This window comes from Pectinatus brassicae (assembly GCF_014201835.1).
Classification (GTDB): Bacteria; Bacillota; Negativicutes; order Selenomonadales; family Selenomonadaceae; genus Pectinatus; species Pectinatus brassicae.
This window is the reverse complement of record NZ_JACHFH010000047.1, coordinates 1-15,339: the sequence shown is the minus strand read 5'-3', so window position 1 is coordinate 15,339 and position 15,339 is coordinate 1. Positions and strand designations below refer to the sequence as shown.

Below are 15,339 nucleotides of genomic sequence, written 5' to 3'. Positions count from 1 at the left end.
CCAATCTCTATATGCATATTTCTATACATACTGACTAGTTTGGTCGCCTAACTCACGACTTAAGTCACGAGTGTGCGGCTCCCATTTAATCAAATCCAACAATTGAAATATCCTCTGGAATATGTATCCCCGTTTGTTTCATCGCTTTAATAGCGCCTAATGCGATTAAATCATTATCTGCCAAAAACGCTGTTGGCATTTTTATATCATTAGCCAATAAAATCTGCATATCGGCAAAAGCCCCATCAATTGAAGGCTCCAACAAAAAAGTAAATTTATCATCATATGCCAAGCCCAGCCTATCCATGCTGTATTTATAACCCAAAAATCTATAATCAAAATTACGTATGGAATAGCCGCTTTTTAAATAGCCAATATTTTCATGCCCCTGTTGCTGCAAACATTTAACAGCCTGCCATATGCCTTTCATATTATGAATTCCAACAGTATCTATCGCCGAACTAAACAAATCATTATCCAAAACAACTACAGGAATGTTAATTTCATTAAGCAGCAGTGCATCATCCTCATTCATTTCTGTGCCTAAAATGATCATCCCTGCCAAACTGCTTGACTCGGCCAATTTCAGACTATCCTGAAATTGCCGCTCATTTTCACAATAGGTCAGCGTTATTGTGTATTCACATTCCCGTGCTTCTTTTTCAACCGCTTCAATAAGGGTCGTAAAAAACTGTGTATCAGCTATAACCTTGCCTGATCTTTTATATACTACAAAATTTATTAATCCATTAGTTTTACCGGCTTTACGTGAACGAATCAAAGTATTTCCTGTATAATTTAGTTCTTCCACAAGTGCCAGAACTTTTTTTCGAGTTTGTGCATTTACACCGGGACGGTTATTTAAGGCCAACGATACCGTTGCCGGTGACACACCCAACCTTACCGCTATATCTTTTACCGTAATATCTGCCACATTTTCTCCCTTCCTAGTGATAGTATTAATGGCTTATTTAAAATCACTATTATTATACATTATAGCCAACTTTATTAAATAGAGCCAGTCAAACCTTCACTATTATTGCGTAAACTTAAACTGCAATGAGTCATTATTGATTCATTGCAGTTTAAATTTATATAATCATATTGAATAATAATTGTAATTTTTTTGAATATTAAACCACAAAAGATACACCAGCCCGTAAAATAATATTAGGATACGGGGTAAATTCTCCTGTTCTGATTGCAAATTTTACATTTTCAGAGCGTTTTTTCAACTCAATATGTTCAATATATTCATGTTCAACATCCGGCAATTTGCTTTCAATATAGGTTAAAAGCGTCTGATTTTTTTCTTTAATATCTTCTGCTAATGTATAATACTCAACTACAGCTTCATCTAAAACCGCATCCATTACTTGTTCAAAAGTAGGAACGCCACCACATAATGCTAAATCAACTATAGGTACCCCCTTAGGAATAGGCATCCCTCCGTCAACGACCATAAAAACGTCTTTATGTCCCAGCCCTGCAATGTATCCAGCCAGTTGTGCATTTATTATACCTTTTTTCTTCATAATCTCACCTCATTAATTTTATTCTTTTATCATATAGTATTTAATTAAACTTTTCAATAGTTTTAATTAAATACTATATGATTTTTAAATGACATAAAATAAGGCAGCTGGAAAAATTGAATATTTTCCCAGCTGCCTTATTTCAATATATCATTTTACTGTACAAGTTATCACATATACAGGATTCATAGCTATCATCATATCATAAGGACCAGCTTTTTTTAGACGACTGGCCTGAATTAGTACCGACTCATAATCATACATATCATTTTTTTTCATATACTCGATGATTGTATTTACATTTTGTAAGGTTATAGCATTAGCTATAATTCTACCACCAGGATTTATATGCGCACTTACTACATCAAGAATTTCTTCTAAATTGCCACCACTGCCGCCGATAAATACTACATCGTAATTGTCAATGCCCTTTAATGCATCCGGTGCCAAACCTTCAATAATAGATACATTAGCTGTTACCTTAAATTTTACAGCATTTTGTTTTATTAAGCCAACTGCCTCCGGATTACGTTCTACTGCATAAACATGTCCCTGTACAGCCATAAGTGCCGCCTCAATTGATAATGATCCTGTTCCGGCACCAATATCCAAAACTATATCATTTTCTTTTATCGCCGCTTTGCACAAGGTTATCATTCGCACTTCCTGTTTAGTCATCGGCACCTTGCCGCGAATGAACAGTTCATCGTCAATTCCTGGTATATGCATCAGCCTGTCACCACCATTATACAATGTCTTATGGCCGGTTCAGCTGTTGCTCTTATTAAATTAGTTTGAACCATATTTTCATCTGGATATGATAGTTTTTCACCAACAAATACCGGCGTATTAGGTGGCCAGCCTGCATCCAAAAACAACATAGCTATACGCTGGGAATTGTGTTCAGCATCAGTAAGTATCCCAACCACGCGTCCCTTTTCATAAGCCAGTGATGCATAATCCGGCAAACGACCATGCAGACTCATTAAGTCTGCATTTTGCCAAGGCAGCGCAATACGGGAAAAAGCTACCTGCATAGAGCTTACGCCTGGTATTACTTCCAGACGTGAAATATCAAATTCATTGCGTAACGCAGCCAATAATGAATAATACCCCGGATCACCTGATACCATAACCACAACATCTTCCTGCTGTGATTCTTCACGAATGAAAGCAATAGCTGCTTGAATATCAGCTGTAATAGGTGCTGTTTTTTGTCCATCTGCTGCATAATCAGCCAATGCTCTTTCACTGCCCACCAATATTTTAGCTGCAGCAATTTTTTTCAAAGCAATTGGTAATATATAGTCTTTCGAGCCCGGTCCAATTCCTACAACAATTATTTTATGTTCCAATTAAATTCCCTACCTATCTTCTTTGCATTTTCATCCATTCCCAAAATCTCACCTTTTAATGTTACCATAATTGTACCCACTGTCAAATCATTATATACATGCCGCATCGATCGCATGCTGGCTTTCTCACACAAAAGGGGATACAGCCTATCTGATAATCCGTATTGGGAGATTATAGCCATTGCTGCTTCGGTTGTGACACAATCCAGAATATCATTAATCCCCTGGCTATCCATCCCCAAAGCACCTGAATAAGCTGCCAGTGTTTCCATTCTGGCATCAGACACTTTACTGTGCGTATGAAAATTGCCGGCAGCAATTTTTACCAGCTTACCTAAATGTCCAACGAATAAAACATTCTGCAACTTTTTACCAGCAGCATATTCCAGCATATGTCCAATAAAATTGCTTGTCTGAATAATCGCTGCTTGGGGCAGTCCAAATTTCAAGGCAATATTTTCCCCTATTTTCCCCGGTACAAAAATCTGACTTTTATAGCCAGCGGCATAAGCTACATCCACCTGCGGTGTAAGTGAATTTTTAAAACCTTCCTCCGACATCGGCCGAACAATGCCACTCGTTCCGATTACCGATATTCCTCCTTCTATTCCTAATATAGGATTTAACGTTCTCTTTGCCAGCTCTTCTCCATCAGGAATAGAAATGATAATATCACATCCCTGTTCACCTGCTAACAATTCTTTGACCACAATTGTCATCATTTCACGCGGTCCAGGATTTATTGCCGGCTCACCTACTGGTATTGACATGCCTTTTTTAGTTACACGCCCTACCCCTTTGCCTCCTATAAAATTAATTTTACCATTTTCATTTAAGCAAACTTCTGTATATATAGATACTCCATTTGTAATATCTGGATCATCACCAGCATTTTTTATTATCTCTGCCGATACTCCATTATCCGTGCGCTGCACATTTTTTACAGGTATATGTATTAATTCCCCCTGCAATGAATTTATATCAACACTGTCTACCACTTTATTTTGCAGCAAAAACAATAGTGCTGCCTTTGTACCAGCTGTAGCACAAGCTCCTGTCGTATAACCACTTCTCATTGTTTTTATCATAATATTTCCCATCACTATAAATTAGATAGATAAATTATAAAACATTTTTTTTATCTAATGCAAGCTAATAATTGATAAGTTTTTAATATCTTAAGTCTCTAGTAAATATTATAACTAAATATTTTATAAACTATCATATAAATTTTTAGGTAAATATTTATAAAATTTTATTGATTATTTTTACATATGATACTATAATATTTTTCAGATACTTATATCGGATTTTTCTGAAATTTTACTATTATTTAAATGTTTTTTCTTTAATACTTAATGGATTATCCAGGCACAGCCCTGATAAATCAATATTTTTATAAGCCTTAAAGGAGGAGTACGTTATTATGAAAAAGTTCAAGAAAATCGTGGTACTAATTTCTTCATTATGTTTGTTCAGTTTCGCCTTAACCGGATGCGGCAGTAATTCCCAGCCTGCTAAATCGTCCGGTGCATCTTCAGCAGAACAGCCTGCCAAATCAGCGCGTCTAACCGGTGGTGGTTCAAAAATAATTTATATTATCACCCCTTCGCATTCCAATCCTTTCTTCAAATCTGAATCCGATGCAGCAGCAGCTAAAGCCAAAGAGCTTGGCTACGAAGTAAAAACCGTATCCCATGACGATGACCCTACAAAACAATTGTCCCTTTTTGAAAATGCCATCTCCGATAAAGCAGCTGCTATAATATGTGACAATGCTGGTGCTGATGCAACTACAGAAGCCGTAAAAAAAGCCAGACAAGCTAATATTCCTACATTTTTAATTGATCGTGAAATCAATGCTACAAACATTGCTATTTCCCAAATCGTAGCTAATAATTATCAAGGTGCAAAAGCTATTGCTGAAGTTTTTGCTGAAAAAATGGGCGAAAAAGGCTCTTATGCTGAACTACTTGGCAAAGAATCTGATACAAATGCCAATGTTCGTTCCAGCGGTTTCCATGAAATACTTGACCAATATCCTGATATGAAAATGGTAGCTCAGCAAACAGCCAATTGGGAACAAACCGAGGCTTATCAGAAAACCGAAACTATTTTACAATCCAATCCTGATATTAAAGGTATTATCTGTGGTAACGACACCATGGCCATGGGAGCTATTGCTGCCATAAAAACTTCTGGTCGCAGTAACATTGCCATCATTGGTGTAGACGGTTCTGATGAAGCTGCCGCTGCCATAAAGGCCGGTACTATGACTGGCACTGCTTTGCAGCAGGCTGCTCTCATGGCTCAAATGGGTGTTGAGCAAGCCGATAAGTACTTAAAAACCGGCAGCACCGGTGCTGAAGAAAAACAACTTGTAGACTGTATTGCCATAACTGCTAAAAACGTTGATAAATTACACAATTTTGTTTATCAACAATAATTTTCATTAATTTAGTTAAAATTTCTCACTTGTTATTGATTCAGCAATTTGCCATATGGCAAATTGCTGAATCAATACTACACCTATAAAGATGGGAGTATTCAAAATGAAAAAACGGTCTTTTATTACTGCTATATCTGCACTAATCATTCTTTTTTCCCTTACCGGTTGTGTTCGTGTCGTCCAAATAGGTCACGAAGGAGATATTACTGGCAACAAAACATTTAACGCTGATCAAACCGTAGAATCATTCTGGCAAACAAAAGCCTTGCCTGAACTAACAAAAAAAGCCGTCAATCTTTCTCAATTATTAGCTGAATCTCACAACGATTTAACTTCACAAAAAGAAAAATATGGTCAAAATGATAAAGCCATTTACGTTGTAAAAGGTCAAGGAACAATCACTACGGTAGACACAAAAAACAAAGCGGGTTATCTGGTATTAAAACTTGATGACTACAATGGACCTGCGACTATTGAATTGCAAATTGGCAGTGTCTATAAAGGTTCTGCTGTTAGAGACAGCCTGAGTTTTATTAAATATGAAGATTATAAAAACCAGGTTGCATGGGCTAAAATTGCCCAAAGCATCCATACTGTCATTGATAAAACCGTCATAAAAAAACAGAATATAACTGAACTTACGGGCAAAACAATTTCTTTCGTTGGTTGTTTCAGTGCCAACACTCCTAAAGAAATCTTAATAACCCCGGTTGAATTGACAGTTAAATAGGAGAAAACATATGACAAATCAAGTTTTACAAAACAATATATGTTTACATGCTGAAAAAATGTCAAAAATTTATCCTGGAACAAAAGCTCTTGATGACGTTTCTTTTGACGTCTATAAAGGAAAAGTCAATGTTCTTATTGGTGAAAACGGTGCCGGCAAATCAACCTTAATGAAAATCATTGCTGGCATTGAACAACCTTCATCGGGAAAAATTTTCATGCAGGACGGCGAAGTTTATTTTAAAAATGTCAATGACGCTCGTGCCTGTGGTATTGGTATTATTCATCAGGAATTAAGTCTTTTCCCAAACCTAAATGTTTATCAAAACATTTTTATGTCCAAAGAAAAAACTCAGCATAAAATTGGCTTAAATAACCCTGAACATATTCGCCTGACAAAAATAATCATGGAAAAACTTGAACACCCTATTGATCCAACCACAATAGTAGGTGATTTACGTGTTGGTCAGCAACAAATGATAGAAATCGCCCGTAACTTAATACAGGATGATTTAAAAATTCTTATTATGGATGAACCAACTTCATCACTTAGTGAACAAGAAGTTCATGTTTTATTTAAAATAATGCGTGAATTAAATGCAGAAGGTATCTCTATTGTTTACATTTCACATCGTTTGGAAGAAATAATGCAAATAGGCGATTATGTAACTATTTTACGTGATGGTAAGTTTATCGATTCTTCAGCTGTAGCAGATATTGATATATCATGGATAGTCCAGAAAATGGTAGGAAAAGGCAAATCTTATCCCCAGCGACAGCAAAACATTGATTGGTCCAAACACGAAAAAGTCCTTGAAGTAAAAAATCTGACATTGCCTAAAAAAGGTGGCGGCTATCTGCTGCAGAACATTAATTTCAATTTAAAAAAGGGCGAAATTCTAGGTATTTACGGATTAATGGGCGCCGGACGAACTGAAATTTTTGAATGTATAATGGGGCTTCGGCCTGAGCATACTGGCGATATTTTATTGCACGAGCAAAAATTAAATATCCACAATGTAACCGAACAAATAGAACGCGGTTTTGCCATGGTACCGGAAGACAGGCAAAGTGAAGGTCTTATACAGACTATGAATATTGGCAAAAACATTTCTTTATCCAGTTTAAAAAAATATGCTAAAGGTTTATTTTTAAATACTCACCAAGAAGAAACTTCCATTGATAATGAAATCAACGCTATCCATATCAAAGTCGCCGATAAAAAACTTCCAATCTTATCATTATCAGGCGGCAATCAACAAAAAGTCGTCATTGGAAAAGGCCTGCTTACACAACCGCAAATTTTATTACTTGACGAACCCAGCCGTGGTATTGATATAGGTGCTAAAACAGATGTTTTTGATATTATTAACCATTATGCTGATGCCGGTTTATCTATTATCGTAATATCCTCTGAACTGGAAGAAATAGAAGCAATTGCTGACCGTATAATTGTTATTTCCAATGGCATAAAAACTGCCGAATTACTAAAAAATGAAATAACTGAAGATAAGCTTGTTATGGCATCATATGAAGGGCACACAACAGCTTCAGCTGTATAACATCATATAAAAAGGGTGAAAAAAATGAATTTATCAATAAAAAAATCGTCAAAAAAAGATAATCATTCTTTGACAATGACGCTGCTCAAAGGACGTACTTTTATCGTATTGATTCTGTTAATGGTTTTTTTCAGTTTTGCCAGTTCTAATTTTTTATCGACAAACACTATGCTTCTATTGGCTAAGCATGTTGCGCTTTATGGTATTCTTGCCATCGGCATGACCTATGTTATAATCACCGGTGGCATTGATCTTTCTGTCGGTGCAATTGTCGGTCTGTGCGGTATGGTGGCCGGTGGCATGATTCAAAAAGGGCTGACGTTAACATTTTTCGGAGTTACTTTATATTTTAGTGTCCCCTTAATTATATTATTTACATTATTAATTGGTGCTATTATCGGCTTACTGAACGGTATTATTATTACCCGCTTTAATGTTGCGCCTTTTATCGCCACTTTAGGCATAATGTATGTAGCCCGTGGTTTTGCCATGCTTCATTCCAATGGTGCTACCTATTCTAATATCATTGGTAACACCGCTTTAGGAAATACCGGGTTTTCATTTTTTGACAGCCGCTTATTAGGTATTCCTGTCGGTGTTTTAATTTTAATTATCATCGCTGTTATTGCCGGGGTACTGTTAAAACGCACGACTTTTGGCTGGCATATCTTTGCTATTGGTGGTAATGAACGCGCTGCTAAATTATCTGGTGTAAAAGTTAATAAAGTAAAAATTTTAGTTTATATTTTTTCTGGTGTCTGCGCTGCCATTGTCGGCATCATAACAGCTTCTCAACTGCAAGCCGCCCACCCCGCCTCTGGTGAAGGATGGGAAATGAACGCCATTGCTGCTGCTGTTTTAGGCGGCACCTCAATGATGGGCGGTATCGGAACTATAGGCGGGACAGTTGTTGGTGCCTTTGTTATCGGCGTAATATCTGATGGTATGGTTATGTGTGGCGTTTCTGAATTTTGGCAAATGATTATAAAAGGTGTCGTAATAATCCTTGCTGTTATTGTCGATCAATTCCAGCGTCGCATGGAAGCTAAAATAGCATTACAAGCCAGAAACGAAGCCAAAAATGATTAAATATCAAATATTTTACTGACATACAATATTTTTTATAATAACTTTCTTCTACAACATCTTCCCCAACAAGAATTTACATTGTCTTTATGTAAATTCTTGTTTGCGGTTTATCTGCAGTTAGTATAAAATATAAAAATGAAAGGAGAATATGGTGTGAAGGTAAGTATTAAAAAAATAAGTGAATTATCGGGTTTTTCCCCGGCTACTGTTTCTAACGCACTTAACAATAAACGTGGTGTCAATCAGGCAACCGCCAAAGAAATCATCAATATTGCTCGCCAGCATGGCTATTTTACTGAACATAAAATAAAAAACATAAAGCTTGTTACCTATAGAGACAGTGGCGAGGTTTTTTCCGACTCACCGTTTTTCTCCGTCTTAATGGAAAGTGTTGAAAACGAAAGCCGAAAAAGCGGCTACGAAACAAGTATTTTTAATCTCTATCGCCGCAGCCCTGATTATGAAGAACGTGTCAATGAATTATTAAATGATACCGCCTCAGCTATTCTTCTTGTAGGCACAGAATTAAATGAAATAGATGCACAGCGTTTTCAAAAAGCCAGTGTTCCTCTAATCCTGCTGGATTGCTGGTTTGAAAACTTGTCATTTAATGCGGTATTAATGAACAATGCCGATTCTGTTTATCAGGCTGTAAACTATCTCATTGACAACGGTCACAAAGAAATTGGGTACCTGCGCAGTAATGTGCGAATTCGCAATTTTGAATGCCGTGAAAATGGCTATCGCCATGCCTTATCAAATAAAAATATTCCAATCAATAACGACTATATAATCAATGTTCCTCCTTCAATTACCGGGACATATGAATATATGAATAAAATTTTACAAACATCGCCGCCAATGCCTACAGCATTTTTTGCTGATAATGATATGGTTGCACTTGGTGCAATGCAGGCACTGCAGCAAAACGCCTACAGCATTCCTGATGATATATCCATTATCGGTTTTGACGATATAACATTCAGTGAAATTTTTAATCCTGGCCTTACAACTATAAAAGTTTATAAAAAAGAACTGGGGCAGCTGGCTGTTCGTAAATTAATTGAACTGATAAAAAATCCCAGTGAAGTTTTTATCCGCTCACAATTATGTAATAAGTTAATTATACGAAATAGCGTAGCCTCTCTCCATAATAGTTAAACTATCTTTTCTCACTCACTACAACTTAAATTTCAAGTATTATAAATGAGCTATTGTAAAAGTAATTTACTACTTCAACAACAGCTCATTTTTCTTTTTATTAAAATTTTATATAAAATTCAATGCACTATTTAGGAGGATAAATATGCATCTAGAAAGTCTTGTAACTAATAATTTAAGCAAGTTAAATCCTACAGACATAATTGTTTGGCAATATATATGTAATCATAAAAAAGAATGTTGTTATATTTCTATATATGATCTCGCAAAAAAATGCAATGTATCCAGAACTACCGTACTTCGTTTTGCTCAAAAAATTTCTCTCGATGGTTTTTCCGATTTAAAAATGATGTTAAAAATGGAATTAGGAAAAGACAAAGATATTCCCTCTATTGATATTGCTAAAGCTGCCATAAATTTGTGTCAAAAAGTGGGGAATGAAGTTGCCAAACAAGATTTCACTAGTGCCAATAAGCTTATGTATAAAGCGCAAAGAGTATTTATTTATCCTTCTGGTTATGTACAAGAAAATGTAGCTAATGAAATGAAGCGTTTATTTCTTAGCTGTAATCTTCTCATTTACGAGATAAAAGGAATTGATGAATTTAAAAGAATATTAAAAAATATTAGCAGCAATGATTTATTTATAATCATTTCCTTAAGTGGTGAATCTGCTCATGTCGTCGAATTTGCCCGCCAACTTCATATACATAATGTTCCCTTTTGCTATTCTCACATAACGGCTCAGTAGTGTTCTCCCCATTTTCAGCAAGTCCACCGCCATTGCCCGAAAGGAAGTCATCGTTTGGCAATTCAATACCGCCGCTGTCATCAGAGCCAAATAGATACACATGAACATTCTCGCCGTCCCAAACCACCTTTTTCACAAAGGTGCGTAAGGCGGCGCGTTTTTGTTCAACGCTCATATCGTCTATCGTATCCCTAAAGGTTGTAAGCATCTGACGGATAATATCAAACTCAATATTAGAAAGGGTATGACTGGCTGTCAGGCTCTCCATTTCAGAAATGCGGCTTTTAATTATTTCACCCTTGCCGTGCAGTTCTTCAATTTGTTTAACGATATAACCCTCGGCTGATGTACCCGCCGCTTTAGATAATGACGATACCAGCGCGGCAATCTCTTTCTCACTCTCCGTAAGCACACCACACAGGCGTTCTAAATTATCGTCATATTCTTCACGATTGCCTTCAAGTTGTTTCTTGCCAAGTTCAAGCTGACGGATAAATTCTGAACTATCTGAGCCAAGTCTTTTTATTTCTTCACACACAACTCTATCAAGCATATTTCCGTTGGCGTTCTTCATCTGGCAAACATAAGAACGGCTCTTTTCTTTCATGGCACAAAGATAAGAATAAATAAACTCTCCTTGTGCATCCATCCGTTTGCTCAATTTAGGACGCATATAGTCACCGCAGGTGCAAAATAAAAGACCGGAAAGAAGTGCGACGTTGCTTCTGGGTTTACGGAAAGACTTAGACCGATTCTGTTCCAATCATTCCTGTACCTTGATCCATTCCGTGCCTTTGATCAGACCTGCATGTTTCCCCACAGCCACAATCCATTCGTCCATTGGGCGCATTTGGTTAGCCTTACCGGATTTTTGAATAGTACGGTTATATGCCATAATACCACGCTTGCTGTCAAAATCTATTTTTTCGGCAAACAAATCTACATCATTTTCGATTAGATAATGATAAGCGTCCTCGTCAGCAATCATATATACTGGATTGGTAAGGATATTACGAAGAGCAAAACGGGTAAATAATTTTTCATTTTTTGTTTTGTAGCCATTTTGAATAAAGTAAGTTTCTGTTTTAGTCAATGAATTAGTTTCCAAGAACACCTTGTAAATCTGTTTGATGATATCAGCTTCTTCGGGAATGATTTCTAACATACAGGCTTTTTTAATTTTTCCATCTATTGTTACATCCTTCACTTCTTCAGACTTATACCCCGTGGGCGATGTACCACCAAGCCACCGGCCGGTTTTAGACAGCTCATGCATATTATCACGTATACGCTCGGCTATCGTTTCACGCTCTAGTTGGGAAAATACAGAAGAAATATACATCATTGCTCTGCCCATAGGAGAGGAAGTATCAAATTGTTCCTTAATAGAAATAAAGGAAACATTCAACCCGTCCAATTCCTCAATCAGCTTGGCAAAGTCACCTATGTTACGGCTTATGCGATCAAGGCGATAGCAGACAATAGCAGAAATTTTTTTTGCCCTTGCTTCAGCCATCATCTTCTTAAACTCAGGACGCTCCATATTGCCTCCCGAAAATCCTTCATCTTCATATATCAAGATACCTTCGTCATTGCAATTTAGGTAACGGGGACGGATATACTGCTTGCAAAGCTCGATTTGATTTTCTATACTCTCACCTTTGCCTGTATATCTAGATTTACGAGAATAAATGGCAATCTGTTCCTCTGTATTTTCTTTTGTTTGCTTCACTTCACACCAGCCCTCTATGTTCTATATTATCATTTATTATAACACAGCGTCCGCAATATTAAAAAGGACAAAAGATAAGCCGCTGATCCTAAAATGAAAGATGAAAGAAAAAACCTCCTATGGTAGGATATCACTTTGAAGGATTGAGGCCATTTTTCGTCGTTATAGGTGATACGTTTCTCCCCTATTAATCCTAAACACCTAAATACAAAAAAATTACCATTTACTCATAAATAAGAAATAGTGATTCAATTTACTATCAACTATTTGCTCTTCAGTAAAAATCAGGTTTTACATGGTTGAGGCGAGGAAAATCTTGAAAAATCAGAACAAAAAAGCCACTAACTACCTTAAGCCCAGGTAATTAGCGCCTTTGTAACTCTTTTAAAAATCGGGATTTAGATTGTGGAGGCGAGCCGTATCAGTCCAAATCCACTCATTTTACTTTATGTCTAAATATCATCGTTTGCGCGAATTATTAATTATCAAGCCAAAGGCATTTAACAACTATATGTAATTAGTTTTTCCCCAAGCCAGTAATCCTCCAGAGGAATTCCGTATTCCTTTGGATTTTTCAAATGATAGTTTATACCTTTATAAACGTTTTCTACTTTTCAGCTTTCATGGTCGTACCCCTCTTCTTCTACGTCATTATAGACTAATAAAGAATTTACTCCACAAATAGAGTAATTCTTCACCTCAGCTATATTGGAATTATTCGACTGAGCATTTGCTATACTTTCATAACTTTTAATTTCATATTTAGAAGTCCATTGCGTTCTTAGAAGCGGATTTTGATAAGCAGCTCTCCCAAATTCTTTCACAAAAGCAATTTTACCAATATTATATGTATAGTTACCATTAACAAATTCCTAGAGAGACAGCAATAAAACATTGACATGTAACTTTAAATCGTTTACAATTTAATTGCAAACGATTTAAAGTTACATGTCTAAGATAGGAGGAGCTTTTATGAGTATTTATCAATTTTCAGCAACTACAGTAACTGGAGAACAACAATCCTTAGAAGAATATAAAGGTAAAGTTGTCCTTATCGTCAACACAGCTAGTAGGTGTCGTTTTACCTCACAATACCAAGAATTACAAAAGCTCTATGAAACCTATGGCAAAGATTATTTTGTTATACTAGCTTTTCCCTGTAATCAATTTTTAAACCAAGAACCTGAAACCAATAAAGAAATTATAAATTTTTGTCAAATTAATTTTGGAGTAACCTTTCCGGTTTTTGCAAAAATTGATGTCAGAGGATCTAAGGCTGATCCCTTGTTCACCTATCTTAGCAAAAAAGTCCCTGGACTACTGGGAAATTTCATCAAATGGAATTTTACAAAATTTTTAATTGATAGCAAGGGTGAAGTTTATAGTCGCTATGCTCCAACTACCCCACCAAGTAACTTAACAGCTGACATTGAAGAACTACTCATACAAGCAAAAGATCATGAACAATAAGGATTATTTAAAACTAGATAACCAGCTGTGTTTTGCCGTCTATACCTGTTCCAAAGAAATCATTCGTCTCTATCGACCATTCCTTGATAAACTTGGCATTACCTATACTCACTATATTACCTTATTAGTCTTATGGGAAACAGATCCTATTCCCTTTAAGAAATTATGTAATCATCTGTATCTAGACTCAGGGACTATGACACCTGTTTTGAAATCCATGGAAAAAAAAGGATTACTTACCCGAAGCCGTATGGAAAATGACGAAAGGCAAATCAGCATTTCCCTCACTCAGCTAGGACGTGAGCTCAAAGAGCAAGCAGCCACCATTCCACTGCAGATGTTATGTAGAACACAATTATCACCTGAGGAGGCCAATACACTCAGAGACACCTTACACCGTTTACTTAAACAATTACCACAAGCATAATATTAATACAAAAAATATTGGGAGGAAATTGAACATGAATTTATTAGGAGTACTCAAAGGCACGGAATTGGAAAAACACGTGGAACAATCGTTGGAAGCAGAAATACGCGCAGTGGGCATGTACCATGCTTTGGCCTATTTAGCCAAAAGAAAAGGCTATACCGAAGTCGCTACTACACTAGAAAATATAGCCAGTGACGAAGCCCGGCATGCTGGACTCTATAGTATCTTAAATGGTCATGTGCAAGATGATATTTTCACTACTCTTACTCATGTAGCTAAATTAGAAAGTGGCGCCGTGGCTAAAATTCAAGAATTTGCCCAAGCCGTTCGCGGGCTAGGGCTAGATCAGGCTGCTCAAGAGATCAACGCAACTGGTAAGGATGAAGAACGACATGGTTTGTTATTGCAAGCTCTAGTTGAACAGTATGGGAATGCTTAAAAGTTACCTCTAGAAAAATAGATTTTTCCATCGTTAAACTTTTGCAGGTCTTATATGGATTATGTATAACCAAACGGCCTTAATCGAGATTTCAAGGCAACGAACCACAACCTTTTAAATCACCCATTTTATCGTTATATCTGAATCATCGTTTATGCAAAATACTATTTCTTGCTTCCTGGGCAATTAAAAACTTTGCGCCTAGACAGTTTAAAGGCTCAACTTGCAGTTCATTCTGGAATGCACCCTGTCAAGTAGACAGTACAAAAAAATAAAAAATTTTAAGCAGCCTTAGTTCGAAATTCCATCGGACTGAGGCTGTTTAATTTTGCTTGTAATCTTTCGTAATTGTAAAAATAGATGTAGTCATCAATATCTTTCTTAAGGGAATCAAAAGTTTGGTATTTATGTAGATAATATTTCTCACACTTGAGCGTTCCCCAGAATCCTTCCATAGGACTATTGTCAATACACTTGCCGACACGCGACATACTCTGAGTTAAATTACGGGATTCTAATCGTTTCTTAAAGCCCCACGAGGTATAATCGACTAAGAAAAAGGGATTACTCCCTTTTCCTCGTCTAAGAACCGTACGTGAGAGTTTCCCGCTCATACGGCTCAAGCATTTCTTAACCA

General features: G+C 36.5%; 18 protein-coding genes. 9 read left to right on the top strand and 9 right to left on the bottom strand.

All coding sequences use genetic code 11. From position 1 onward, the window contains the following. Window positions 1-85: 85 nt before the first annotated feature. The 5 genes from HNR32_RS12605 to cbiD all read right to left on the bottom strand — a co-directional run bounded on the left by HNR32_RS12605 (window position 86) and on the right by cbiD (window position 3,978). Window positions 86-934 (bottom strand): LacI family DNA-binding transcriptional regulator, encoded by an 849-nt coding sequence (locus HNR32_RS12605; protein ID WP_183863211.1) that lies wholly within the window; start codon window positions 932-934, stop codon window positions 86-88. Between the two features lie 199 nt (window positions 935-1,133). Next, window positions 1,134-1,535, bottom strand: a complete 402-nt coding sequence (gene rbsD / locus HNR32_RS12600; RefSeq protein WP_183863209.1) for a D-ribose pyranase — start codon at window positions 1,533-1,535, stop codon at window positions 1,134-1,136. Window positions 1,536-1,685: 150 nt separating this feature from the next. After that, on the bottom strand, window positions 1,686-2,264 hold the full coding sequence (gene cbiT / locus HNR32_RS12595) for a precorrin-6Y C5,15-methyltransferase (decarboxylating) subunit CbiT (RefSeq protein WP_183863207.1): 579 nt from the start codon (window positions 2,262-2,264) through the stop codon (window positions 1,686-1,688). Continuing rightward, window positions 2,264-2,890, bottom strand: a complete 627-nt coding sequence (gene cbiE, locus HNR32_RS12590; protein ID WP_183863205.1) for a precorrin-6y C5,15-methyltransferase (decarboxylating) subunit CbiE — start codon at window positions 2,888-2,890, stop codon at window positions 2,264-2,266. The genes cbiT and cbiE overlap by 1 nt, the downstream gene beginning before the upstream one ends. Next, window positions 2,875-3,978: a cobalt-precorrin-5B (C(1))-methyltransferase CbiD gene (gene cbiD / locus HNR32_RS12585; RefSeq protein WP_183863203.1), complete on the bottom strand. Its 1,104-nt coding sequence runs from the start codon at window positions 3,976-3,978 to the stop codon at window positions 2,875-2,877. The genes cbiE and cbiD overlap by 16 nt, the downstream gene beginning before the upstream one ends. Before the next feature lie 338 nt (window positions 3,979-4,316). Here cbiD and HNR32_RS12580 point away from each other — a divergent pair, with 338 nt between their 5' ends. The 6 genes from HNR32_RS12580 to HNR32_RS12555 all read left to right on the top strand — a co-directional run bounded on the left by HNR32_RS12580 (window position 4,317) and on the right by HNR32_RS12555 (window position 10,631). Further along, window positions 4,317-5,336 (top strand): D-ribose ABC transporter substrate-binding protein, encoded by a 1,020-nt coding sequence (locus tag HNR32_RS12580; protein ID WP_183863201.1) that lies wholly within the window; start codon window positions 4,317-4,319, stop codon window positions 5,334-5,336. A 106-nt stretch (window positions 5,337-5,442) separates the two neighbouring features. After that, complete coding sequence (locus tag HNR32_RS12575) at window positions 5,443-6,069, top strand: DUF2291 family protein (RefSeq protein ID WP_183863199.1); 627 nt, start codon at window positions 5,443-5,445, stop codon at window positions 6,067-6,069. Window positions 6,070-6,079: 10 nt separating this feature from the next. Next, the gene (locus tag HNR32_RS12570; RefSeq protein ID WP_183863196.1) at window positions 6,080-7,630 is read left to right on the top strand and encodes a sugar ABC transporter ATP-binding protein; all 1,551 of its coding nucleotides are present in this window, start codon (window positions 6,080-6,082) and stop codon (window positions 7,628-7,630) included. 24 nt (window positions 7,631-7,654) lie between these two features. Beyond that, window positions 7,655-8,719, top strand: a complete 1,065-nt coding sequence (locus HNR32_RS12565; protein WP_196611096.1) for an ABC transporter permease — start codon at window positions 7,655-7,657, stop codon at window positions 8,717-8,719. Between the two features lie 153 nt (window positions 8,720-8,872). After that, window positions 8,873-9,880 (top strand): LacI family DNA-binding transcriptional regulator, encoded by a 1,008-nt coding sequence (locus HNR32_RS12560; RefSeq protein ID WP_183863194.1) that lies wholly within the window; start codon window positions 8,873-8,875, stop codon window positions 9,878-9,880. Between the two features lie 145 nt (window positions 9,881-10,025). Then, complete coding sequence (locus tag HNR32_RS12555) at window positions 10,026-10,631, top strand: MurR/RpiR family transcriptional regulator (RefSeq protein WP_183863192.1); 606 nt, start codon at window positions 10,026-10,028, stop codon at window positions 10,629-10,631. Here the strand turns inward: HNR32_RS12555 and HNR32_RS13930 are convergent. The 3 genes from HNR32_RS13930 to HNR32_RS12545 form a co-directional block, all read right to left on the bottom strand. Further along, window positions 10,531-11,394 carry a recombinase zinc beta ribbon domain-containing protein gene (locus HNR32_RS13930; RefSeq protein WP_260162762.1) on the bottom strand — a complete coding sequence of 288 codons (864 nt, stop codon included), beginning with the start codon at window positions 11,392-11,394 and terminating at the stop codon, window positions 10,531-10,533. The two genes, HNR32_RS12555 and HNR32_RS13930, sit on opposite strands and share 101 nt — an antisense overlap. Further along, the gene (locus tag HNR32_RS14415) at window positions 11,395-12,363 is read right to left on the bottom strand and encodes a recombinase family protein (protein ID WP_196611098.1); all 969 of its coding nucleotides are present in this window, start codon (window positions 12,361-12,363) and stop codon (window positions 11,395-11,397) included. Between the two features lie 614 nt (window positions 12,364-12,977). Beyond that, window positions 12,978-13,187 (bottom strand): hypothetical protein, encoded by a 210-nt coding sequence (locus HNR32_RS12545; protein ID WP_183863190.1) that lies wholly within the window; start codon window positions 13,185-13,187, stop codon window positions 12,978-12,980. Between the two features lie 148 nt (window positions 13,188-13,335). On the opposite strand from HNR32_RS12545, the gene HNR32_RS12540 reads away from it, so the two are divergent. From HNR32_RS12540 to HNR32_RS12530, 3 genes are read left to right on the top strand one after another with little or no spacing between them, the layout of a single operon-like run. Beyond that, window positions 13,336-13,833, top strand: a complete 498-nt coding sequence (locus tag HNR32_RS12540) for a glutathione peroxidase (protein ID WP_183863188.1) — start codon at window positions 13,336-13,338, stop codon at window positions 13,831-13,833. After that, a complete protein-coding gene (locus HNR32_RS12535; protein WP_183863186.1) occupies window positions 13,823-14,260 on the top strand; it encodes a MarR family winged helix-turn-helix transcriptional regulator in 438 nt (145 codons plus the stop codon). The genes HNR32_RS12540 and HNR32_RS12535 overlap by 11 nt, the downstream gene beginning before the upstream one ends. Window positions 14,261-14,294: 34 nt before the next feature. Next, window positions 14,295-14,702 (top strand): ferritin family protein, encoded by a 408-nt coding sequence (locus HNR32_RS12530; protein WP_183863184.1) that lies wholly within the window; start codon window positions 14,295-14,297, stop codon window positions 14,700-14,702. Between the two features lie 281 nt (window positions 14,703-14,983). On the opposite strand, the gene HNR32_RS12525 is transcribed toward HNR32_RS12530, so the two are convergent. Further along, window positions 14,984-15,339 (bottom strand): IS3 family transposase (locus HNR32_RS12525; protein WP_221300624.1); only part of this gene is annotated, 356 nt, incomplete at its 5' end.

Coding starts and splice junctions, on each gene's coding strand:
- rbsD (WP_183863209.1), bottom strand. CDS start 1,535: ATGAAGAAAAAAGGTATAATAAATGCACAACTGGCTGGATACATTGCA.
- cbiT (WP_183863207.1), bottom strand. CDS start 2,264: ATGCATATACCAGGAATTGACGATGAACTGTTCATTCGCGGCAAGGTG.
- cbiD (WP_183863203.1), bottom strand. CDS start 3,978: ATGATAAAAACAATGAGAAGTGGTTATACGACAGGAGCTTGTGCTACA.
- HNR32_RS12580 (WP_183863201.1), top strand. CDS start 4,317: ATGAAAAAGTTCAAGAAAATCGTGGTACTAATTTCTTCATTATGTTTG.
- HNR32_RS12575 (WP_183863199.1), top strand. CDS start 5,443: ATGAAAAAACGGTCTTTTATTACTGCTATATCTGCACTAATCATTCTT.
- HNR32_RS12570 (WP_183863196.1), top strand. CDS start 6,080: ATGACAAATCAAGTTTTACAAAACAATATATGTTTACATGCTGAAAAA.
- HNR32_RS12565 (WP_196611096.1), top strand. CDS start 7,655: ATGAATTTATCAATAAAAAAATCGTCAAAAAAAGATAATCATTCTTTG.
- HNR32_RS12555 (WP_183863192.1), top strand. CDS start 10,026: ATGCATCTAGAAAGTCTTGTAACTAATAATTTAAGCAAGTTAAATCCT.
- HNR32_RS12540 (WP_183863188.1), top strand. CDS start 13,336: ATGAGTATTTATCAATTTTCAGCAACTACAGTAACTGGAGAACAACAA.
- HNR32_RS12535 (WP_183863186.1), top strand. CDS start 13,823: ATGAACAATAAGGATTATTTAAAACTAGATAACCAGCTGTGTTTTGCC.
- HNR32_RS12530 (WP_183863184.1), top strand. CDS start 14,295: ATGAATTTATTAGGAGTACTCAAAGGCACGGAATTGGAAAAACACGTG.